At 65.4% G+C, this 21,003-nt stretch carries 21 protein-coding genes; 6 read left to right on the top strand and 15 right to left on the bottom strand.

What is annotated here, in order from left to right:
• Positions 1-25 precede the first annotated feature (25 nt).
• Positions 26-700 (bottom strand): S24 family peptidase, encoded by a 675-nt coding sequence (locus tag G404_RS0100940; protein ID WP_028639415.1) that lies wholly within the window; start codon positions 698-700, stop codon positions 26-28.
• Between the two features lie 253 nt (positions 701-953).
• Between G404_RS0100940 and G404_RS19710 the strand changes: the two genes are divergently transcribed.
• Positions 954-1,349, top strand: coding sequence for a hypothetical protein (locus G404_RS19710; RefSeq protein WP_156906143.1), 396 nt, complete (start codon positions 954-956; stop codon positions 1,347-1,349).
• On the opposite strand, the gene G404_RS0100930 is transcribed toward G404_RS19710, so the two are convergent.
• The 7 genes from G404_RS0100930 to G404_RS0100900 form a co-directional block, all read right to left on the bottom strand.
• Positions 1,343-2,299 (bottom strand): D-2-hydroxyacid dehydrogenase, encoded by a 957-nt coding sequence (locus tag G404_RS0100930; RefSeq protein WP_028639414.1) that lies wholly within the window; start codon positions 2,297-2,299, stop codon positions 1,343-1,345. The genes G404_RS19710 and G404_RS0100930 overlap by 7 nt on opposite strands.
• The gene (cysS, locus tag G404_RS17630; protein WP_051280007.1) at positions 2,296-3,783 is read right to left on the bottom strand and encodes a cysteine--tRNA ligase; all 1,488 of its coding nucleotides are present in this window, start codon (positions 3,781-3,783) and stop codon (positions 2,296-2,298) included. The genes G404_RS0100930 and cysS overlap by 4 nt, the downstream gene beginning before the upstream one ends.
• A gap of 86 nt (positions 3,784-3,869) precedes the next feature.
• Positions 3,870-4,526 (bottom strand): nitroreductase, encoded by a 657-nt coding sequence (locus G404_RS0100920; RefSeq protein ID WP_245584327.1) that lies wholly within the window; start codon positions 4,524-4,526, stop codon positions 3,870-3,872.
• Positions 4,527-4,614: 88 nt separating this feature from the next.
• Positions 4,615-5,397, bottom strand: a complete 783-nt coding sequence (locus G404_RS0100915; protein WP_169719664.1) for an SIMPL domain-containing protein — start codon at positions 5,395-5,397, stop codon at positions 4,615-4,617.
• Between the two features lie 66 nt (positions 5,398-5,463).
• The gene (cobT, locus tag G404_RS0100910; protein ID WP_028639411.1) at positions 5,464-7,278 is read right to left on the bottom strand and encodes a cobaltochelatase subunit CobT; all 1,815 of its coding nucleotides are present in this window, start codon (positions 7,276-7,278) and stop codon (positions 5,464-5,466) included.
• Positions 7,279-7,309: 31 nt separating this feature from the next.
• On the bottom strand, positions 7,310-7,963 hold the full coding sequence (gene fsa / locus G404_RS0100905; RefSeq protein WP_028639410.1) for a fructose-6-phosphate aldolase: 654 nt from the start codon (positions 7,961-7,963) through the stop codon (positions 7,310-7,312).
• A gap of 79 nt (positions 7,964-8,042) precedes the next feature.
• Complete coding sequence (locus tag G404_RS0100900) at positions 8,043-8,663, bottom strand: DUF4197 family protein (RefSeq protein WP_245584338.1); 621 nt, start codon at positions 8,661-8,663, stop codon at positions 8,043-8,045.
• 104 nt (positions 8,664-8,767) lie between these two features.
• Here G404_RS0100900 and G404_RS0100895 point away from each other — a divergent pair, with 104 nt between their 5' ends.
• From G404_RS0100895 to G404_RS0100875, 5 genes are read left to right on the top strand one after another with little or no spacing between them, the layout of a single operon-like run.
• Entirely contained in the window at positions 8,768-10,957 is a 2,190-nt protein-coding gene (locus G404_RS0100895; RefSeq protein WP_028639408.1) for a primosomal protein N', read from the top strand.
• Positions 10,954-11,358 carry a DUF4174 domain-containing protein gene (locus G404_RS0100890; protein WP_051280006.1) on the top strand — a complete coding sequence of 135 codons (405 nt, stop codon included), beginning with the start codon at positions 10,954-10,956 and terminating at the stop codon, positions 11,356-11,358. Before G404_RS0100895 ends, G404_RS0100890 begins: the two co-directional genes overlap by 4 nt.
• 53 nt (positions 11,359-11,411) lie before the next feature.
• Positions 11,412-13,517 (top strand): prolyl oligopeptidase family serine peptidase, encoded by a 2,106-nt coding sequence (locus tag G404_RS0100885; protein WP_028639406.1) that lies wholly within the window; start codon positions 11,412-11,414, stop codon positions 13,515-13,517.
• A 34-nt stretch (positions 13,518-13,551) separates the two neighbouring features.
• Complete coding sequence (locus G404_RS0100880; protein ID WP_028639405.1) at positions 13,552-14,739, top strand: serine hydrolase domain-containing protein; 1,188 nt, start codon at positions 13,552-13,554, stop codon at positions 14,737-14,739.
• 50 nt (positions 14,740-14,789) lie between these two features.
• Complete coding sequence (locus G404_RS0100875) at positions 14,790-16,322, top strand: cryptochrome/photolyase family protein (protein WP_028639404.1); 1,533 nt, start codon at positions 14,790-14,792, stop codon at positions 16,320-16,322.
• 9 nt (positions 16,323-16,331) lie between these two features.
• Here the strand turns inward: G404_RS0100875 and G404_RS0100870 are convergent, their stop codons facing one another.
• The 7 genes from G404_RS0100870 to G404_RS0100840 form a co-directional block, all read right to left on the bottom strand.
• On the bottom strand, positions 16,332-17,222 hold the full coding sequence (locus tag G404_RS0100870; RefSeq protein WP_036519922.1) for a TraB/GumN family protein: 891 nt from the start codon (positions 17,220-17,222) through the stop codon (positions 16,332-16,334).
• A gap of 32 nt (positions 17,223-17,254) precedes the next feature.
• Entirely contained in the window at positions 17,255-17,926 is a 672-nt protein-coding gene (locus tag G404_RS17625) for a hypothetical protein (RefSeq protein ID WP_051280005.1), read from the bottom strand.
• A 64-nt stretch (positions 17,927-17,990) separates the two neighbouring features.
• The gene (locus tag G404_RS0100860) at positions 17,991-18,212 is read right to left on the bottom strand and encodes a helix-turn-helix transcriptional regulator (protein WP_028639402.1); all 222 of its coding nucleotides are present in this window, start codon (positions 18,210-18,212) and stop codon (positions 17,991-17,993) included.
• Between the two features lie 4 nt (positions 18,213-18,216).
• Positions 18,217-18,510 (bottom strand): hypothetical protein, encoded by a 294-nt coding sequence (locus G404_RS0100855; RefSeq protein ID WP_028639401.1) that lies wholly within the window; start codon positions 18,508-18,510, stop codon positions 18,217-18,219.
• A 149-nt stretch (positions 18,511-18,659) separates the two neighbouring features.
• Positions 18,660-18,884 carry a hypothetical protein gene (locus tag G404_RS0100850; RefSeq protein WP_028639400.1) on the bottom strand — a complete coding sequence of 75 codons (225 nt, stop codon included), beginning with the start codon at positions 18,882-18,884 and terminating at the stop codon, positions 18,660-18,662.
• Positions 18,885-18,939: 55 nt separating this feature from the next.
• Positions 18,940-19,884, bottom strand: coding sequence for a DMT family transporter (locus G404_RS0100845; protein ID WP_028639399.1), 945 nt, complete (start codon positions 19,882-19,884; stop codon positions 18,940-18,942).
• Entirely contained in the window at positions 19,881-20,921 is a 1,041-nt protein-coding gene (locus G404_RS0100840; RefSeq protein WP_028639398.1) for a bifunctional transcriptional activator/DNA repair enzyme AdaA, read from the bottom strand. The genes G404_RS0100845 and G404_RS0100840 overlap by 4 nt, the downstream gene beginning before the upstream one ends.
• Between the last annotated feature and the right edge of the window lie 82 nt (positions 20,922-21,003).

Here is a 21,003-nt window from a genome sequence, read left to right as displayed (position 1 = left end):
CGCCAATGCACGAAGCGCAACCCTTTCAGATCCGGCCGCCTTTCCACACCACCCTGCCCACCACCACCACGTCCTGGCGCGCGCGGTCGGTATTGGCATAGGCGGGGTTGTCGCTGATCACGCGGACTGTGCCTGCCGCACCCTGTTCCAACCGTTTTACCAGCAGCACATCATCGATCCGCACCACATGGATGCCATCACGCCACGGTCCGATCGACCGGTCGACCAGAATCTCATCACCATCGCGCAAGGTCGGCTCCATCGAGTCGCCCGCCACCTCGATCACCGAAAGGTGCGCCGGATCGAGCCCCAGCGTGCGCAGCCAGCGCTGGCTGAAGCGCAACCGGTCTTGCGCCTGTTCATCGCCCGCCAGCGCGCCCGGACCCGCCGACGCGCCCAGCGCCAGCCGGGGAATATCCACCCAGGGATTGCGCGTTGCGGGCGCGTGCGCCGCAGGGCCCGCCCCACCCGCCGCCTCGGGCGCCCCCAGCTGCGCTTCATCGACCCCGAAAAACATCGCCAGCGTGCGGCGATCGTTTTCCTCAAGCTTGCGCGGTGATCCCTTGCGCACGAATTGCTGCAAATAGGCGGCGTTGCGCCCGATCAGCGCCGACAGCGCGGACAGGCTGACCCCCCGCCCCCGCGCCAGCTCCATCAGGCGCGCGCGGGCATCAGCATCGGCGGTGCCGGCGATCGGCATGGTTGGCATATCCTTACCCCAAATTCGAAGGATTTATCCTAGACCACAAGAAATATCACGTCAATATAGGAAAAATCTTAGACCGAATCGAAAGGATACCCCGATGTGGCAGCGGCTCCGCCAATTTCGCATGTGCGCGTTCGCGTTCGGCATGGGCCGGCCTGTGCCTGCGATCGTCGGCCCGCGCGATCCAACCTTTTGGGACCAGTGGCGCAGATGCCAGGCCACCCGGCAATCACAGGTGGAACATTTCATGAACATTGCAGATCGGAACTCGACGATGTGGCGCAACACCGAAAACACCCGCCCACCTGCCCGCCACGCCGGCCACCGCCCACGGATCACCTCGGGTCAACGCCTGGCCCAGGCGCTGTTCGATTGCGCCGGGCCGCTGGCGCGGCTGGTGCGCCACGGCGAAACACAATGGTCAAGCGCCACGTTCAGCGGATCGCGCCATACGTTCGTGCTGCGGTTCGACGGCAACGACGCCGTGCACGCGGCCGAGGCCCTGACCATCGCAATCGGCGATGACGCGATCGCGGTTCAGGGCGCGCTGATCGCCGAGATCACCGTGACCCGGTTCCACCACACCGTGCTGCCCCACCCCTCAGCCGAGGTCGAGGTCAGCGCGCTGTTGCTCGATCAATAACCTGCGGTCAGGTCAACTTGCGGCGCCACCGGTTCGCCGCGATGCCAGCGATCGAGATTGGTCAGAAACCGGTCGGCCGCACGCGCAAACATCCGGCTTTGCGCGCGGCCCGACAGATGCATCGTGACATGGGCGTTGCGCGTGGTCCACAACGCGTGCCCCGGTGGCAGCGGTTCGGGCGTGCAGACATCGAGGAACGCCCCGCCCAGATGCCCCGAATTCAGCGCGGCGATCAGCGCATCCTGATCGATCACGCTGCCGCGCGCCACATTGACCAGCGCCGCCCCCGGCTTCATTGCGGCGATTTCCGCAGCCCCGATCAGGCCTGCGGTATCGGCGGTGGCGGGCACGGCGATGATGACCCAGTCAAATTCAGCCAGCCGCGCGCGCCATTCCTGCGGCCCGATGCAGCCTGGTGCCGGACGGCGGCGCACCGTGGCAATCTCGACCTCGAACGCTTCCAGCATGCGCGCCACGCGCCCGCCGATCTCGCCCGCGCCCAGGATCAGCGCGCGGCTGCCGCACAATTCCTGTTTGCCGGGCGAATCGATCAGCCATTCCTGCCGATCCTGCGCGCGCACGACCTCGGCATAGCCCTTGGCCATCGTCAGCATGCCCATCACCACGTATTCGGCGATCGTGATCGCATTGATCCCTGTGCCGTTGGTCAGCGTCACGCCGCGCGCGGCCAGCACGTCGAGCGGAAAGCTGTCGACCCCGGCATAGATCGAGTTGAGCCAACGCAACCGCGTTGCCGCACCGATCGCACCGGCCATCGCGGCCACCTTGTACAGGTCAAACCAGCCGATTTCGGCCTGCGGAGCCAGTTCATGCAATTCCTCGGTGCTGGAAAAGGCGCGCAAATCGACCCATTCAGGCACGCGTCCGGCCAGCAGCGGAGCCACCATGGCATTGACCACGACGACGGTCTTGTTGCCTGTTTCGATCATGCGGTTGCTCCTGTTGCGGGTGTTGCCGCGGTTGGGCGCCAGTCCCAGCCCAGCGGATCGCCATCCATGACCTCGACGCCCGCGGCTGACAGGTCGTCGCGAAGCGCGTCGGACCGGGCAAAATCCTTGTCGGCGCGCGCGGCACGGCGCGCGTCGAGCACTGTGGCGATCGCTGCTTCGTCAATCGTTGCCGCCTTGGGCCGCAGCCGCAGATCGATCCGGTTCAGCGTCAGCAGGCCCAGCCCCAGCACCGCGTCGATCACACCGATCGCGGCCAGCTTTTCCGCGGGATCGACCTTTTTCATCGCCACCACCTCATCGAGCACGGTCAGCGCGACCGGGGTGTTCAGATCATCGCTGATGGCCGCGTCAAACCGCGCCAACGCCTCGGCAAAGCGCGGGCCAGGCTGATCCGCCCCCTGCCCGGCGCGATCGCGCAATTGCGCCACCGCCATGACCAGCCGTTTCAGCCGCGTCAGGCTTGCGCCAAGGCCGTCCCACGAAAATTCCAGTTCGCTGCGGTAATGTGCCTGCAGGCACATCAGGCGATAGGCCAGCGGGTGATAGCCGCGATCGATCAGCAACGGCAGACGCAGGAATTCGCCCGAACTTTTCGACATCTTGCCGGTGCGATCGACCAGGAAATTGTTGTGCATCCACACCCGCGCGCCCGAACTGGCGGGATCGGCCAGCCCCCCGGTGCAGCAAAACGCCTGATTTTGCGCAATTTCGTTGGGATGGTGGATTTCGCGATGGTCGATCCCGCCGGTGTGGATATCGAACGGAAACCCGAGCAGCGCGCCCGACATCACCGAACACTCCAGATGCCATCCGGGCGCGCCCCGGCCCCACGGCGAATCCCATTCCATCTGCCGCGTTTCGCCCGCGGGCGTCTTGCGCCATATGGCAAAGTCGGCCGCGTGGCGCTTGCCCTCGACCTCGTCGATGCGGCCCGCGCCCTCTTCAGTATGCGCGCGCGCCAGCAATCCGTAATCGGCGACCGAGGCGATATCGAAATAGAGCCCGCTGGGCAGTTCGTAGCAGTGCCTGGCCGCGATCGTTTGGGCAAAGGCGATCATCTGCGGCACATACTCGGTGGCGATCGACCAATGCGCGGGCGTTCGGATGTTCAGCGCGGCGATATCGTCCCAATAGGCCTGCGTATAATGGCGCGCGATGTCCCAGATCGATTGCGCACGCGCGGCGGCAGCGGCCTCCATCTTGTCCTGGCCCGCGTCGGCATCGTCGGTCAGGTGGCCGACATCGGTAATATTGATGACATGCGTCAGCGCATAGCCCTTATACGACAGCGTGCGCCCCAGCACGTCGGCAAAGACATAGGCGCGCATGTTGCCGATATGGGGATAGTTGTAGACGGTCGGGCCGCAGCTGTAGACCCGCGCCTCTCCGGCATGAACGGGCACGAACGGCTCTGGCTGGCGGGTCAGGCTGTTGAACAGGACAAGGGGGCTGTGATCGGTCATGGTGCGGCCTTGCCCCGGACCTGTCGGGGGCGTCAAGGTGCACCCGACGCCCGGCCGATGGTCACGCGCCCGTTCGTGTTGCGCGGTCAGGCAAATCCCACCCAGGTGACCACCTCGTCGAGCGGTGCGCGCGCCACCGCAAACCGGTTGATCGGCGCTTCGGCATCGCGATGCCCGATTGCCAGCCCGCAGAAAAACACGTGATCATCGGGGATCGGCACCACCGCACGGATCTGTCGCTGGTATATCGCCCAGGCTTCCTGGGCGCACGAATCAAGCCCCGCCTCGCGCAGCAGCAGCATCACCGTCTGCAGCCACATGCCGGTGTCCGACCATTGCGGCGGGCCCATCGTGCGCGGCATGTGCACCAGCATCAGCACCGGCGCCTCGAACGCGCGGAAATTGGCGGCAAATTGCACCAGCCGGCCGATCTTGTCCTCGCGCGCGATGTTCAGCGCTGCATACATTGCCTCACCCACGCCCGACCGCCGTTCGGCATAACGCCCCGACAGTTCGGGCGGATAGACCGCATATTCGGGCGCATGCGCGGCACGCCCCTGCGGCAGCACCGCGGCCACCGCATCGAACAGCCGGGCCAGCGGTTCGCCGGTCAGCACATGCGCATGCCACGGCTGTACATTGCCGCCCGAGGGCGCATTTTGGGCCATTTTCAGCACGCCGCGCAGCACCGCCGGGTCGACCGGCTCGGGCAGGAAACGCCGGATCGACCGCCGGCTGGCCACGGCATCAGAGACAGACCGGGATGCAGACACGATCAATCGCCTTTCTGCCCGACCGTCCGGATGCGGGCATCATCGCGGCACCACCGGTTCAGTTCGGACTGACCACGTAATCGACCGCCAGCGACACGATGTAAGTGCCCTCGATGACCGAGGGCAATCCCCGGCCGGGCTGCTGGGCCATGTTGGCAAAAAATTTGACCGCTTCGTCCAGCGCCAGCGGCGCGGCGTGGTTGGAAACCCGCGCAATCCGCACCACATGCGCGCCCATCGCCAGCGCGATCGTGTCGGCACTGGCGCGTGCCTTGGCCAGTGCATCGACATAGGCCATGCGGTCCAGTTCATACGGCTTTGCGTATTGAAACACGCGCGTAGCACCCGAACCGTTGCCAAACGGCATGTTGAACGCCACCGCAACCGCACCCATGGTGTTCATATCGTCAACCCGCGCAGTCACGGTGACCTGCGAATGGTACAAGGGCAATGCCGCGCGCCGTTTCGCATCGGCGCGCCGCGCCAGTTCCTCGGGATCGGTGGTTTGCGGAAGATTGGGCAGGACCATCGCATCGGGATCAAAGCTGTTGAACCGGACATCGATCTTGCCCGTGTCGGTGCAGGGCTGCGCGACAACCGCAATCGCGGCATCGGGCAAGCCGGCCGTGCGCAGCTGGGCTTTGACCTCGGCCACTTTCTCCGCAACCTCTTTGTCGCAATAGTCCTTGCCCCGTTTGGCAACATGCACCGTCTGCGACAGCGTGGCCGAAATTGCCTTAACCTCGCCGTGCGTCTCGATATGCAATTCGGTTTCGTTGGCCAAAAGCGGCGCGGCCTCGGCAGGATGGGCCAGGCAAATCGCCGCCAACGGCAGAACCACGCGCATTTTCATAACTTGCACCCCACCCGTCGAAGACATCTCTTCGTAGCGGTCGCGATACCGGCGTCAATCGTCGTCGAACAGATCCGCCAGTTGTTCGACAATCGTCCCGCCCAATTGTTCGACATCCATGATCGTCACCGCGCGGCGGTAATAGCGCGTGACATCGTGGCCGATGCCGATCGCCACAAGCTGCACCGGCGACTGCTTTTCGATCCAGTCGATCACTTTGCGCAGGTGCTGCTCGAGATAGCCCGCGCTGTTGACCGACAGCGTCGAATCATCAACCGGCGCACCGTCGGAAATGACCATCAGGATGCGGCGGTCTTCGGGGCGGGCCAGCAGGCGGGTGTGCGCCCACAGCAAGGCTTCGCCGTCGATGTTTTCCTTCAACAGGCCTTCGCGCATCATCAGGCCCAGGTTCTTGCGCGCGCGGCGCCAGGGTTCATCGGCCTTTTTGTAAACGATGTGGCGCAGATCGTTAAGCCGGCCGGGGTTTGCCGGCTTTCCGCTGACCAGCCATGATTCGCGCGACTGGCCGCCCTTCCACGCGCGGGTGGTAAAGCCCAGCACTTCGGTCTTGACCCCGCAGCGTTCGAGCGTGCGTGCCAGAATATCGGCGCTGATCGCCGCAATCGAGATCGGCCGGCCGCGCATCGAACCCGAATTGTCGATCAGCAGCGTGACCACGGTGTCCTTGAATTCGACATCGCGTTCGATCTTGTAGGACAGCGAATGCCCCGGGCTGATCACCACGCGCGCCAGCCGCGCCGCGTCGACAATGCCCTCTTCCTGGTCGAAATCCCACGACCGGTTCTGCTGCGCCATCAGCCGGCGCTGCAACCGGTTGGCCAGCCGCGTGACAACCGATTGCAAGCCCTTCATCTGCGCATCGAGATAGGCGCGCAGGCGTGTCAGCTCTTCCTCGTCGCACAGATCGGTGGCGGCAATGACCTCGTCATAGCTTTCGGTATAGGCCTTGTAGTCAAAGCCGTCGGGCAGATCTGTCCACGGCCGGTTGGGCCGGGTGGGCAGCATGCCTTCATCGCCATCGTCGGCGATATCGGCATCGGCGCTGTCCTCGATCTCGTTGGGGTCCTGTTCCTGGTCGCCGTCCTCGCCGCCTTCGCTGGTCTCGCCGGCCATTTCGCTGGGCGACTGGTCGGCCGAATCGGGGCTTTCGTCGGGCTGATCTTCGCCGTCGTCCTGATCCTCGCCCTCGTTGTCCTCGGTGTCCGAGGGTGGGGCATCGGTCGGCAGCGTCAGCTCCAGATGGCCCAGCATATCGAGCGCAAGCTGCTGAAATGCCTTCTGATCCCCAATCACCGCGGCCAGCGCCGAAAAATCATCGCCGGCCTTTGCGGAAACCCAGCTGCGCACCATGTCGGTGCCCAGCCGCGCGCTTTCGGGCACCGGCTCGCCGGTCAGCGCCTCGCGCAGCAGCAGCGACACCGCGGTCTGCAGCGGCACGTCTTCGGCGCGGGCTGCGCGCGCGATCGGATCGCTCAACAGGCGCTGGTCGGTCGCCGCGGCGATATTGCCGCGAATCCCGGCATAGCCATCGGACCCTTGCGCCTCGTACCGCACCTGTTCGATTGCATCATAAACCGCGCGCGCCACCGGTTCGCCCGGCGCACGCGCCTGGTGCAGCGCGGCATTGTGCAGACGCAGTTTCAGCGCCATCGAATCGGCCGCGCCGCGCGCCTCTGCCACCTGCACCGCAGGCAATGCGCGCGGTGGCATCGGCACGCGCAGCGCGGTGCCCGACTGCCCGGCGGCATCGGCCGTCCAGGCAACTTCGATCTCGGGCTCTTCGGCAAGCGCCCGCGCCGCGCCGGCCAGCACGGCGCGAAACTGATCGAGGGGCGACGTGTCACGCAAAGGAGTGGTTCATCCTTGGATCGGGCTTGGCTCAGCCAATGCTCTGCCCCGTCTTGGCCCAATCCGCAAGAAACCCTTCGATGCCCTTTTCGGTCAGGACATGGCGGAACAGGCCCTTGATCACCGCCGGCGGCGCGGTGATCACATCGGCGCCGATACGCGCGGATTCAAGCACGTGGATGCCGTGGCGGATCGACGCGACCAGGATCTGCGTGCGATAGTCGTAGTTGTCGTAGATCAGGCGGATATCATCGATCAACGCCATGCCGTCAAAGCCGTTGTCATCGTGACGGCCGACAAACGGCGAAACAAAGGTGGCCCCGGCCTTGGCCGCAAGCAGCGCCTGCGCCGCCGAAAAGCACAGCGTGACATTGACCATCGTGCCTTCGCCGGTCAGCGCCTTGCACGTCTTCAGCCCGTCGATCGTCAGCGGCACCTTGATGCAGACGTTGTCGGCGATCTTGCGCAGAATTTCGGCCTCGCGCAGCATGCCGGCGTGATCCAGCGCAACCACTTCGGCGCTGACCGGCCCGTCGGTCAGTTTGCAGATCTCGGCGGTCACTTCCAGAAAGTCGCGGCCGGCCTTGGCGATCAGCGTGGGGTTGGTCGTCACGCCATCAAGCAGCCCGGTGGCAGCCAGATCGGCGATTTCGGCGGTATCGGCGGTGTCGACGAAAAATTTCATAGCATGGGCGTCCTGATATCTGGGGATTTGCCCGCCCTATAGGCATTGCGCGACCCGGGGCAAACCCCCTGTGCGCCATTTACCGCTGCGCCAGCATGCCCGCCAGTTGCGGATCCCCGCCCGCAGCAGGGTCCGCGCGGATCGCGGCTTCTTCATCGCCGATTGCGCCCCACACCGCATCGTCGGCATGATGGGCCAGCTTGCGCGCCAGGGTCTCCACGCCAAGCTCTGCCAGCAGCCGGATCGCCGGGCCCAGTACCGGGTCGTCCAGCCTGTGCAGCGCGTCTTTGAATTCGGGAAACATGGCCTCGATCACGGCCGGGCCCATGTCGCTGCGCAGCAGTTGCGTGGCGGCCCGCGGGCCACCGGCCAGGACCGCGCGCGCATTGGCAATGCCCAGCGTCCGGATCGCTGCGGCCAGGCGCGGGGCGGCGGCGTGCACCGCACGGTCTGCCACAGGGCGCAGCCACTGATCCAGCCGCCGGCGAAATTCGGCCGACATCAATGCGCGCTTCAGCACGATCCCCGCAGGCCCCAACCCTGAATCCAGGTCCAGCCCGGCGACGAATGTGTCCCAGGCCCCGCCCGGCTGCTCCAGCCGCGCCAGCGCGCGCAGAGTTGCCCGGCGCAGCAACCGGCGCACCGCTTCATCGACGCTCAACGGCGGCAGTGTCGCGCACGACGCCAGCAGCGCTGCCATACCCCCCACGACGGCACGCCGCGATGCCCGCAGACAATTCATCAACCACCTCCGTCGGTGCGGGGCTGGCCGCGCCCCGCGCAGCCGCCTATATCCCGCCAAACATGAACGCCGCCAAGACCTCTTCTGCTAGCCGTTGTCGCTGTCTGGTGTTCAATCCCGGGCTTGAAGTGCTCGATTATCGCGTGCCCGCAGGGGCGCAGGTCCAACCGGGCAGCGTGGTGCTGGCGCCGCTTGGTCCGCGCCAGATCGTCGGCATCGTGTGGGATGACGGGCGCTTGCCCGGCGATGACTATCCGCTGGCCAGGCTGCGCCCGCTGTTGCAGGTGCTGCCGGTGCCGCCGGTGCCCGCCCCGTTGCGGCGGCTGATCGAATGGACCGCCGATTATTACCTGTCGCCGATGGCCTCGGTCGCGCGCATGGCGTTGTCGAGCAACGCTGCATTGCAGGGCGGCGGAACGATTACCGAATATCGCCTGACCGGCGCCGAACCGGGCCGCCTGACCCCGCAGCGCGCGCAAGCACTGGAACGCCTGGCCGGCGAACAGGCGACGATTCGCGAACTGGCCGCATTTGCCGGCGTGTCCGATGCGGTGCTGCGCGGCATGGTGACCGCAGGCCTGCTCGAAGCGGTGCGGGTCGACAGCGATCGCGCCTATCCGTTGCCCGATCCTGATCATGCCGTGCCCGATCTGAACCCGGGGCAGCAGGCGGCCGCCGACCGGATCATCGATGCGGTACGCGCACGCCACTTTGCGCCGTTTCTGCTCGACGGGGTAACCGGGTCGGGCAAGACAGAAGTCTATGCCGAGGCGATTGCCGCCGCGCTGGCGATCGGCCGCCAGGTGCTGGTGCTGCTGCCCGAAATCGCGCTGACGCAGAACTTTCTCGCCCGGTTCGAGGCGCGCTTTGGCGCCGCCCCGGTGGCCTGGCATTCGGGCCTGAAGGCCTCGGAACGGCGGCGCGCCTGGCGCCAGGTTGCGCTGGGCGGGGCCAAAGTGGTGGTAGGCGCACGATCGGCGCTGTTCCTGCCGTTTGCCGATCTGGGCATGATCGTGGTCGACGAAGCGCACGAGATCGCGTTCAAACAGGACGATGGCGTGCGCTACAACGCGCGCGACGTGGCGGTGATGCGCGCCCGGTTCGAAGCCATCCCGGTCGTGTTGGCCAGCGCGACGCCCGCGCTCGAAAGCCTGGCGATGGCCGATGCCGGGCGGTATGAACGGCTGATCCTGCCCGACCGGTTTGGCGGCGCGCTGATGCCCGATATCCGCATTGTCGATCTGCGGACCGAACAGCCCGAACGTGGCACCTGGATCGCCCCGCCGCTGGTCAAGGCCCTGAAAGAACGCGCCGAACGCGGCGAACAGAGCCTGCTGTTTCTCAACCGCCGCGGCTATGCCCCGCTGACGCTGTGCCGCGGCTGTGGCTATCGCTTTTGCTGCCCCAACTGTTCGGCCTGGCTGGTCGAACACCGCCTGTCGCAGCGGCTGGCGTGCCACCATTGCGGGCATGAAGTGCCCCCGCCGGCGGCGTGCCCCGAATGCAACGAGCCCGATTGCATGGTTGCCTGTGGCCCGGGTGTGGAACGCATCGCCGACGAACTGGCGCAGATCCTGCCCGAGGCACGGGTGTTTGTGGCCACGTCGGACACGCTCAACAGCCCGGACAAGGCCGCGCAATTCGTCGAACTGGTCTCGGGTGGCGGGGTCGATGTGATCGTCGGCACCCAACTGGTGACCAAGGGGTTTCATTTTCCCGATCTGACGCTGGTCGGCGTCATCGATGCCGACATGGGCCTGGAAGGCGGCGATCTGCGCGCGGCCGAGCGCACGTATCAGCAGATCGCGCAAGTGTCGGGTCGCGCCGGACGCGGTGAAAAGCCGGGCGAAGTCCTGCTGCAGACACGCCACCCCGACGCCGCGGTGATTGCCGCACTGGCCAGTGGCGACCGCGATGCGTTCTATGCCGCCGAGACCGAGGCGCGGCGCGATGCGGGTGCGCCGCCGTTTGGTCGCTGGGCCGCGATCATCGTGTCAAGCGAGGACGAAGCCGAAGCAAAAGAGGCGGCGCGCGCCATCGGCGGCACCCGGCCCAATCTGGAGGGCGTGGCCATCCTGGGCCCCGCACCCGCGCCGCTGGCATTGTTGCGCGGCCGATATCGCTATCGCCTGCTGATCATCGCACGGCGGTCAAGCGATCTGCAAAGCGTGCTGCGCGACTGGTTGGGCACGCTGAAATTTCCCCCTGGCGTGCGCGTGGCAGTCGATATCGATCCGTACAGTTTCGTATGAGCCGCAGGCTTGCCCTTGTCGCCGCGCTGGCCCTGCATGGCGCGGCCCATGCGGCCAGCCCGACGATCGATGCGCTGCGCTGGCACCGGCGGATCGTGCTGATCGCCGCGCCGGCCGACAATGCGGACGCAGCGCGGCAACGGGCCGCGATTGTGCACTGGGGGTCACGGGCCGATGCGCGCGACATTACGGTGGTTGATTTGGCCGGCGCGCGGGTGACGGGCGCAGCCGACGGTGCGCGCGCGCTGCGCCAGCGTTTCAGCCTGAACCTGCGAGTGTTTCAGGTGCTGCTGATCGGCAAGGACGGCCATGTCGCGCTGCGCACCCGTCATCCGGTGACGGCGCGGCGGCTGCAGCAGATCATCGATGCCATGCCGATGCGCCGGGCCGGGGGTCGTTGACGGGCCAACGGCGCAGGGTTACGCTGAAACCCTCCTTACCTTACGGGGGTGCAATGAAAATTTCAGGTTTCGCCGCGATTTTGGCGGCAAGCGCGCCGGCCCTCGCATTGGCGCAATCCACCCCTGCCGATCCGTACCTTTGGCTGGAAGACGTTGCGTCCCCACGCGCCACCGCCTGGGTCGCTGCGCACAACGCCACCACCGAGGCCGCGTTGACTGCCGATCCGCGCTATGCCGCGATCTATGCGCAGGCGCTCGCGCTGGCCGGCGCCAAGGACCGCATCCCCGCGCCGCAGCAGCTGAATGGCCAGATCTACAATTTCTGGACCGATGCGCAGCATCTGCGCGGCGTGCTGCGCAAGACCACGCTTGACGATTATCGCCTGGCCGACCCGCACTGGACAACGGTGCTGGATTTCGACGCGCTGGGCAAAACGGAAGGCAAATCCTGGGTCTATCGCGGATTGAACTGCCTGGAGCCCGATCAGCGGCTGTGCCTGGTGGGGCTTTCCGACGGCGGCGAAGATGCCGAGGAATTGCGCGAATTCGACCTGTCGACCGGACAATTTGTGGCGAACGGGTTTCATTTGCCGCGTGGCAAGCATCGCGTGGCCTGGGAAGACGCCGATCACCTGCTGATCGCCACCGAATGGTCTGCGGGCGATCTGACATCGTCGGGATACCCCTATATCGTCAAGCGGCTGGCGCGCGGGCAGGCGCTGGCGCAGGCGGTTGAAGTCTATCGCGGCACCAAGGATGACGGCGGTTACGGCGTCAGCCCGGTGGTTGCGGTCGATGGCCAGGGCCACCGGCTGGAACTGGTCGAACGCCCGCTCGACACGTTTCACCAGGAAACCTGGGTGATTGCGCCGACCGGGCCAAAACGGCTGGCGCTGCCGCTGAAATCCACAATTTCCGCGCTGGTTTCCGGCAACGTGGTGGTGCAGCTGGACGAAGCCTGGCCTGCTGCCGGGCCAGCCTATGGTGCCGGGGCGCTGGTGTCATTGCCGCTGGCGCGCGTTGCCACCGGCGATGTCAAAGCCCCCGTGCTGATCTGGGCCCCGGGACCGACCGAGGCGTTGGACGGCCTTGCCGCAACACGCGATCGCCTGCTGGTCAACACGCTCGACAATGTGCGCAGCGTCGCCTGGAGTTATGCCCCGGCTGGCGAAGGCCGCTGGACCCGCACCCGGCTGCCGCTGGCGCCGGATCTGAACATTGCGCTGGGATCGACCAGCCTGACCTCGGATCAGGCATTTGCCACGGCCTCGGGATTTTTGACGCCGTCGACGCTTATGCTGCTTGATGCCGGGCAGGCCCGCGCCGAGGCAATCAAGGCGCTGCCGGCCAAGTTCGACGCTTCGCGCGATGTGGTGGAACAATTGTCGGCGGTGTCGAGCGATGGCACCCGCGTCCCCTATTTTGTGGTCCATCGCAAAGACATCGCCTACGACGGGACCACGCCGACGCTGCTTTATGCCTATGGCGGTTTCGGGGTCAGCGAAACCCCGGGTTATTCGGCCGCGATCGGCAAGCTGTGGCTGGAACAGGGCGGTGCCTATGTGCTGGCCAACATCCGCGGCGGCGGTGAATTCGGCCCCAAATGGCACGATGCGGGCCTTGGGGCCAAACGCCAGATCATCTACGACGATTTCGCCAGCGTGGCGCGCGATCTGATCGCGCGCAAGATCACCTCTGCGCGCCGGCTGGGGATCGAGGGCGGATCAAACGGCGGGCTGCTGATGGGGGTGCAATTCACCCAGCACCCCGAATTGTGGAACGCGGTGGTGATCCAGGTCCCGCTGCTCGACATGATCCGCATTGCCAAGATTGCAGCCGGTGCCTCGTGGCAGGGCGAATATGGCGATGTGAATGCAGACCCTGCGGTCATGGCGTTCTGGCAGAAGACATCGCCCTATCAGGCGCTCAAGCCGGATACCGTTTATCCCGAGCCGTTCATTTTCACCACGACCAAGGATGACCGGGTTGGGCCCCAGCATGCGCGCAAATTCGCCGCACGGATGGAGGAATACCACCTGCCGTTTTACTTCTATGAAAACACCGAAGGCGGGCACGGCTCGGGCGCCGATATCAAGCAATCGGCCAAAGTGACCGCGCTGACCATGACCTACTTGCGCAAGAAGCTGTTCGATCAATAATATCCGGCCATGGGTCGCAATGGGGGCAAACGGCGTGAAGCGCAGACCATGGGTCCTGGGCCTGCCCTTGGCAGTGGTGCTGGCAGGTGCGGGCTGGTATGCCAGCCAGGATGCCGAAACGCGCGGACTGCTTGCGCATCTGCCCACCAATGCCGATGTGCTGGCCTGGTCGCGCCCGACGCGCGACGCCGCATTCCGCGCGATGGACCGCCTGCCGGTGCTGGCGCGGGCGGCAAGGATACCCGCCTCGACCCATCCGCTGCCGTTGCCCGCGGGCAAGCCGCTGGTGGTACCAGGCATCGACCAGTTCATGGAACAGCAGCATGCCGCCGGGCTGGTGATCGTGCAGGACGGCAAAGTCCGGCTGGAACGTTATGGCCTGGGCTTTGGCCCCACCGGTCGCTGGACCAGCTTTTCGGTGGCCAAATCATTCACCTCGACGCTGGTCGGCGCGGCGATTGCCGATGGCGCGATCCACAGCCTGAACGACAAAGTCAGCCGGTATATCCCCGATCTGCGCGGTTCGGCCTATGACGATGTGTCGATCCGCCAGCTTCTGACGATGACGTCAGGCGTGCGCTGGAACGAGGATTACGAAGACCCCAATTCCGACGTTTCGCGGTTCAACCCGGCGCAGCCCGATCCCGGGGTCGATGCCACGGTCAGCTATATGCGCAAGCTGCCGCGCGCGCACCCGGCCGGCACGGTGTGGCATTACAGCACCGGCGAAACCAATCTGATCGGTGTGCTGGTATCGTCGGCCGTGCACAAGCCGCTGGCGCAATACCTGTCGGAAAAGATCTGGCAGCCCGCCGGGATGGAAGGCGAAGCAACCTGGCTGCTCGACAAGACCGGGCACGAAATTGCCGGGTGCTGCCTGCAGGCGCGCACGCGCGATTTTGCGCGCATGGGCCTGCTGGTGCTGAACAAGGGTGTCGCCAATGGCCAGGCAATCGTTCCGGCCGACTGGTTTGCGCAAGCCACCGCCAGGCAGCAAAATATCGGTGAGCCTGGCCACGGCTACGGTTTCCAATGGTGGACCTTTGCCGATGGTACGTTTGCGGCGCGCGGTATCTTCGGCCAGAGCATCTTCATCGATCCGCGGCGCCATCTGGTGATCGCGTCCAACGCCGATTACGCCCGCGCCGATGCCGGGCCCGAAGAACCGGCGCGCGAAGCGTTCGAGCACCGCATTCAGGCGCTGATCGACGCCGGGCAATAACGGCACGAAAGACAGGTTGCCCATCGCGCGCCACGGCGCGATGGAACAGCATGAAAACCGGCCCCGTCCTTGTCCCCGTCCTTGGCGATCAATTGTCGCCCGCCTTGTCCAGCCTGGCCGATCGCAGCCGCAACGATACCGTCGTGCTGATGATGGAAGTGGCGGACGAGACGACCTATGTGCGCCACCATCAGGCCAAGATCGCGCTGATCCTGTCGGCCATGCGCCATTTTGCCGAAGATCTGCGCGCGCAGGGGTGGCAGGTCGATTATGTCGCGCTTGACGATCCCGACAACACCGGGTCGTTCACCGGCGAAGTGCAGCGCGCGGTGCAGCGCCACGGCGCGCGCGGCGTGGAGGTGACCGAACCGGGCGAATGGCGGGTGCGCCAGATGTTCGATGGCTGGGCCGGTGTGCTGGGCGTTCCGGTGCGGGTCATGCCCGACACCCGCTTCGTCTGCGCCTTGCCCGACTTCATGGCCTGGGCGCAGGGGCGGCGCGAATTGCGCATGGAATGGTTCTATCGCGATATGCGGCGCCAGACCGGCCTGCTGATGCAGGGCGATCAGCCCGAGGGCGGACGCTGGAACTTTGACGCCGACAACCGCTCCGGCCCCGAAGCCGGCCTGACCCCGCCTGCACCGCTGCACTTTGCGCCCGATGCGGTAACCCAGGACGTGATTGCGCTGGTGCGCAGCCGGTTCGGCAACCATTTCGGCAGCCTTGAGCGGTTCGGCTGGCCGGTCACGCGTGCCGACGCCATGCGTCTGCTCGATCATTTCATCGCCACGCGGCTGGCGGATTTCGGGCGCTGGCAGGATGCCATGCTGGCCGACCATGACACGATGTTTCACGCGCTGGTTGCGCCCGCGCTTAACCTGGGGTTGCTCGATCCGGTCGAGGTGTGCCGCAAGGTTGAGGCCGCCTATCGCCGCGGCGACGCACCCTTGGCCGCCGCCGAAGGGTTTGTGCGGCAGGTGATCGGCTGGCGCGAATATATCCGGGGCATGTACTGGCTGATGATGCCCGATCTGGCCACAGCCAATGCGCTGGATGCAACGCGCGATCTGCCCGATTTCTGGTGGACCGGGGAAACCCGGATGCGCTGCATCGCGCAGACGGTGCGCGCCACGCGCGACAATGCCTATGCGCACCACATCCAGCGGTTGATGATCATGGGCAATTTCGCGCTGATTGCCGGGCTGGATCCGCAACAGGTCGCGGCATGGTTCCTGGCGGTCTATGCCGATGCCTATGAATGGGTCGAATTGCCCAATGTGGCGGGGATGGCACTGCACGCCGATGGCGGACGCCTGGCGTCAAAGCCCTATGCGGCTAGCGGCGCCTATATTTCGCGGATGAGCGATTACTGCAAAGGCTGCCAGTACAACGTGAAGCTGAAAACCGGACCCGACGCCTGCCCGTTCAACGCGCTGTACTGGCATTTCCTCGATCGCAACACCGAACGCCTGTCGCGCAATCCGCGTCTGGCGCAACCTTATGCCACGTGGCGCCGGATGAGCGATGACAAACGGGCGGAATACGTGACCAGTGCCGAGGCTTTTCTGGCCACGCTCGATTGATCACGCGGTCTAGAGCCGTTCAGCCTTGATCCCCAGCTTCGCCAGATCGGCCTGAACGCTGTCGGCGCCCACCAGATGCCCCGCGCCGACGGCCACGAACAGCACGCCCGGCCCCCGCGACAATTCGGCAATCTTGTCGGCAAAGCGCAGATTGCGCTCGACAATCAGCCGCTTGTAAAGATCGGGATACTTGTCGCGCATTTCGCCGTTGAGCAGCGATTCCAGCTTGGCCTCGTCACCTGAATTCCACGCGGCCACCAGATCGTTGATCATCGGCAGCGCCTTTTCGCCCTCGGACAGCGATGACTTGAAGAATTCCAGTTCGGTCTCGGGCGGCACATCGGCCAGGTAGCGAATCTGCTGTTCGGCGGTTTCAAACCCCTGCACCGGCTTGCCGGCGGCCTGCATCTGCGCCTTTACCACGTGTTCGACCCCGCTCTTGGGATCGTATCCCGCCTTGATCAGCGGCAAAGTGCTGACCGCAATGCCCGCAACCCATGGCCGCAAGGAGTCGAGCTGCGCGGCGGGCACGCCCAGCGGCGCCAGAAACGCATTGAACTGGGCACGGGTCGCGGCATCGATCTTGGTTGACAGCGGATGCGCGGCATCGACGCCGTATTTCATGATCAGACCCTGCATCGCGGCCTGGTCATCGGAATCGGGAATTTCCAGCCACAGCGCATCGGCTGCCTTGATCGCGGCATCGATCCTGGGCGAGCGCCAGACCACGTCAGGCTTGAGCACATGGACGGTGCCGAACAGATAGATCGTGGCCTTTGGCCCCTGCACTTTCCACAGCGCCGGTTCTGCCTGCACCTGTGCGCCAAGGCCAAGCCCCAGAACCAGTGCCAGCGCCAGTGTTGCGGCGCGCGCGATACGCCGGATCATCGCAAAAACCATCATGATCTCCTGTCTGAAAACGGGCTTTGGCCTCAACCAAGACCACGCCGGTATGCCACCACGGTCGACAAAATCAGATAGACCCCCATCAGGATGCTGACCGCACCCCATGACGAAATTTCAGGCAAAACCTGCAGCTTCACGCCACAGGCCCACAGGAAAAAAGCCCCCTGCAGCAGCCAGAAACTGGCCGCGCCGGATTCGGCGATCACCCGGCGAAACACTTCATCGGCGCGTCGCCAGATCATCACGTTGAGCCAGGTCTGCAGCGCAAAGCCGGCCAGCACAGCGGCCATCAGCGGCGTGCCGTCGGCAGCCGGTGCTCCGTCGTCGATCAGCGCCACCAGCACCGGCAGCGCAAGCATTCCCCCTGCCAGGATCAGCACGCCCGCCTGCAAGCGAAAGAACATCACCTGGGCCGGCCTGATGATGGCGGCGAAATCGGGCGCACCGGGATTGGCCAGGATCGCCCGCCCGCGCTGGCCCAGTGAAAGCCCCAGGATGACCAGGCCACACACCAGGAACGTGACGGCAATGGTCAGCGCAGCTTCGTCTGACCAGGGCAAAGCGTGCACCTTGTGCATCTTCAACAGTCGGCCGATGATCCATCCGGCGGGAAAGCCGGCACCCAGGCCCGCCACGGCCATGATCGCGACGGTCCGCATCCGCCGCGCCCCATCTTCGCTGTGCCCGTCTTGCATCATGCTGTCTCCTGCCCGGTAACGCTTGGTGCATGCTGTCGGATTGGTGGTCTTGTCTGGCGCTGCCTCAGAATTTCCCGCTGCCGGGATAAGGCCGATCGTCAGGGCGAAAGATCGCCTCGATCGGTTGTTCGAAAAGGTCGGAAATCCGGAACACCAGCGGCAAGCTGGGAATATGTTTGCCGGTTTCGATGGCGTTGATCGCCTGGCGCGACACGCCAAGCCGCTCGCCCAGGTCGGCCTGGCTCCATTCGCGCTCTGCGCGCAGCACACGCAACCGGTTGTGCATCAGATTATGGAGCAGGTGTTGCCCGCGCGGCCGGCTGTGCCTTGGGCAAAGGCGCCGGTTGCGTGCCCGTGCCAAACACGATCAGCAACAGCCCCCAAACCATCGCATCGGTCCCCTGCCAACCGACGATCGCACCCAACATCAGCACCGCGCCGCAAAGCGTCAGGCCGCAGGTGCCGATCCGGTGAAGGCGCAGGCGGCGCTGATCGTCCTGCGATACGGCGCCCATCAGGACGCCGCCTGCGCCGATGGCTGCCGAAATTCCTGCGAAAAGCGTTATGAAATAGCTGTCAGTCATGACCGACCTTCTCCTCTCGCGAACGAAAGACCTTCCATTTAGTCAGGCATACCTGACACGCCGATTCGTGTCAAGCAGCCCTGACATAAAGTCGGGAAATCCTGTCAAACAGGATCGCGAAAGCGCCCCTTGCAGATCTTGCGGGCTTATCAGTGATGCGGACGCGCGGCGCGCTGTTCGCGGGCCTTTTCGGCGTAATGGTGGCGCGCAACGATACAGCCGGCGGCGGCGCCTGCCAGCGCATGGCCCTTGCCGACATAGTGACCGGCCACCGCACCGACGACCGCTCCGCGCACGCAGCCTTTGGCAAAGCCTGTGGCGGGGGCTGCGGCACACAGCAGCGCAGTTGCTGCAATCAGGGTCTTTCTGACCATCGTAATATCTCCTGTTCGCTTGCGTCCGCACACGCGGGGGCGGTGCGATGCCAGGCTAGCCTGCACTGGCCCGGGGCTTGAACCATTGCCCCACCATGCGTGTCGCGCGTCCGTCGATCAACGCAAAACCCAGCCCGATCAACGCCAGGCCGCCGATCGCGCGCGACGGCACCGCTTCACCCAGGAACACGGCCCCCAGCACCATCGCGGCAAACGGCAACACCAGCGTGACCAGCGCCACATTGCCGGCACCGGCCTGCGCCAGAATGCGGAAGAACAGGATATAGGCAAAGGCGGTGCACAGCAGCGCGATCGCGATCATCGCCGCCCAGGTCCCGGCGCCGGGCAAGCCCAGCTGCCACGGTCGATCGATCATCGCCACCAGCGGGATCAGCACGATCGTGCTGCCCGAAACCTGCCCCGTGGCCACCTTGATCGGTTCAATGCCGCGAAACCGCCGCCCATAGATCGCCGCCAGCGCATAGCTGAGTGCCGCGGCCAGGCAGGCCAGCTGGTTGACCAGCGATGTCTGCCCGATGCCTGTCAGCGCCTGTGGTCCGATCAGCACCGCCACCCCGCAAAACCCCGCGACGACGCCTGCGAACCGCGCCTGCGTCAATTTTTCATCGCGCGTCAGGCCATTCGCCACCAGCACGGTGAACAGCGGTGTCGTCGCATTGAGAATGGCGGCAAGACCGCTTGAAATCGCCTGCTCGGCATAGACGAACAGCGTGAACGGAATGACATTGTTCAGCACCCCCATGCAGATGAACTGTCGCCACACGCGCCAACCGGTCGGCATGGTTCCCCCGCGCAACACGATCCATAGATTGAGCAGCAGCGCGGCAATGCCCACCCGCGCCAGCACCACGGTCAGCGGCGGCAGCACCGCCACCAGGATCTTGAAAAACAGGAACGAACTGCCCCAAAGCACCGCCAGGATCAGCAACAGGACCCAGGTTCCGGCCTGCATCGCCGGCGCCGCTGGCCGCCCGGTCATGCCCCGTGCCCTTCGCGCGCCAGCAGTTCGCGTTTTATGGCGGGCCCATAGGCATACCCGCCCAGGCTGCCGTCGCTGCGGATGACCCGGTGGCACGGGATCAGCACCGCGACAGGGTTTGCGCCATTGGCGCTGCCCGCTGCGCGCACCGCGCCGGGGTGGCCGATGGCGGCGGCGATATCGCCATAGCTGCGCGTTTCACCCGCAGGGATCGCGCGCAGCCCGCGCCACACCGCCTCTTGAAACGCAGTGCCGCGCACATCGATCGGAATATGATCGCTGGTCCCGGGGGTTTCGACTGCGGCGATGACCTGCCCCAGCAGATCTGCAAATTCGCCGCCGCCTTCGACCAGCACGGCATTTGGAAACCGCGCGGCCAGCGCCGCGCCGTCTTCGGCAAACGACAGCCGGCACACCCCCTTGTCGGTCGCTGCAACCAGCATCGGACCGAGTGAGGTCGGCACCACCGCCCAGCGAATCACCGCTCCACGCCCGCCATCGATCCACGCCGAAGGCGCCATGCCCAGACGGTCGGCATCGGCATAAAACCGCGACGGCCCCGAAAAACCGGCATCATAAATGGCCTCGGTCACGCTGTTTGCCCCGCTCAGCGTTTCAGCCATCCGTTCGGCGCGCAGGGCACGCGCATAGGCGGCCGGCGAAAGCCCGGTGTGGCGGACGAACAGACGCTGAAAATGGGCCGCGCTATACCCGGTTGCGGCCGCAAGATCGGCCAGCGCAGGCAGGCCTTGCGCATCGCGGATCAACGCAATCGCCTCCAATATGGCGGTTTCATCGCGGGCCAGATCGTCGGGCCTGCAGCGCAGGCAGGCGCGCAGCCCGGCCGCGCGCGCAGCCATGCCGTCGGCAAAAAAACGCACGTTGTCGCGCCGCGGATGGCGCGCGGCGCACGATGGCCGGCAATAGATTCCGGTGGATAGAACGCCTGTGACAAAGCGCCCGTCAAAGCTGCGGTCGCGCGTCAGCACCGCGTTCCATGCCGTATCATCACCGGGCGTGATGGGCGTCCCTGCCATTGCCGGATCCTTCGTGTGGTTGATCATCGACGCCCTTTTGTGCCGATAACCAGGACAATGCATCCCGCGCCTTGCGATCAAA

The organism is Novosphingobium acidiphilum DSM 19966, from assembly GCF_000429005.1.
GTDB lineage: Bacteria > Pseudomonadota > Alphaproteobacteria > Sphingomonadales > Sphingomonadaceae > Novosphingobium > Novosphingobium acidiphilum.
This window is presented reverse-complemented; position numbering and strand designations above follow the sequence as displayed.

What these genes read in the sequence shown, in the direction of transcription:
- G404_RS0100940 (WP_028639415.1), bottom strand. Translation starts at nt 700, where the DNA reads ATGCCGATCGCCGGCACCGCCGATGCTGATGCCCGCGCGCGCCTGATG.
- G404_RS19710 (WP_156906143.1), top strand. Translation starts at nt 954, where the DNA reads ATGAACATTGCAGATCGGAACTCGACGATGTGGCGCAACACCGAAAAC.
- G404_RS0100930 (WP_028639414.1), bottom strand. Translation starts at nt 2,299, where the DNA reads ATGATCGAAACAGGCAACAAGACCGTCGTCGTGGTCAATGCCATGGTG.
- cysS (WP_051280007.1), bottom strand. Translation starts at nt 3,783, where the DNA reads ATGACCGATCACAGCCCCCTTGTCCTGTTCAACAGCCTGACCCGCCAG.
- fsa (WP_028639410.1), bottom strand. Translation starts at nt 7,963, where the DNA reads ATGAAATTTTTCGTCGACACCGCCGATACCGCCGAAATCGCCGATCTG.
- G404_RS0100900 (WP_245584338.1), bottom strand. Translation starts at nt 8,663, where the DNA reads ATGGCAGCGCTGCTGGCGTCGTGCGCGACACTGCCGCCGTTGAGCGTC.
- G404_RS0100895 (WP_028639408.1), top strand. Translation starts at nt 8,768, where the DNA reads ATGAACGCCGCCAAGACCTCTTCTGCTAGCCGTTGTCGCTGTCTGGTG.
- G404_RS0100890 (WP_051280006.1), top strand. Translation starts at nt 10,954, where the DNA reads ATGAGCCGCAGGCTTGCCCTTGTCGCCGCGCTGGCCCTGCATGGCGCG.
- G404_RS0100885 (WP_028639406.1), top strand. Translation starts at nt 11,412, where the DNA reads ATGAAAATTTCAGGTTTCGCCGCGATTTTGGCGGCAAGCGCGCCGGCC.
- G404_RS0100875 (WP_028639404.1), top strand. Translation starts at nt 14,790, where the DNA reads ATGAAAACCGGCCCCGTCCTTGTCCCCGTCCTTGGCGATCAATTGTCG.
- G404_RS0100870 (WP_036519922.1), bottom strand. Translation starts at nt 17,222, where the DNA reads ATGGTTTTTGCGATGATCCGGCGTATCGCGCGCGCCGCAACACTGGCG.
- G404_RS17625 (WP_051280005.1), bottom strand. Translation starts at nt 17,926, where the DNA reads ATGATGCAAGACGGGCACAGCGAAGATGGGGCGCGGCGGATGCGGACC.
- G404_RS0100860 (WP_028639402.1), bottom strand. Translation starts at nt 18,212, where the DNA reads ATGCACAACCGGTTGCGTGTGCTGCGCGCAGAGCGCGAATGGAGCCAG.
- G404_RS0100855 (WP_028639401.1), bottom strand. Translation starts at nt 18,510, where the DNA reads ATGACTGACAGCTATTTCATAACGCTTTTCGCAGGAATTTCGGCAGCC.
- G404_RS0100850 (WP_028639400.1), bottom strand. Translation starts at nt 18,884, where the DNA reads ATGGTCAGAAAGACCCTGATTGCAGCAACTGCGCTGCTGTGTGCCGCA.
- G404_RS0100845 (WP_028639399.1), bottom strand. Translation starts at nt 19,884, where the DNA reads ATGACCGGGCGGCCAGCGGCGCCGGCGATGCAGGCCGGAACCTGGGTC.
- G404_RS0100840 (WP_028639398.1), bottom strand. Translation starts at nt 20,921, where the DNA reads ATGGCAGGGACGCCCATCACGCCCGGTGATGATACGGCATGGAACGCG.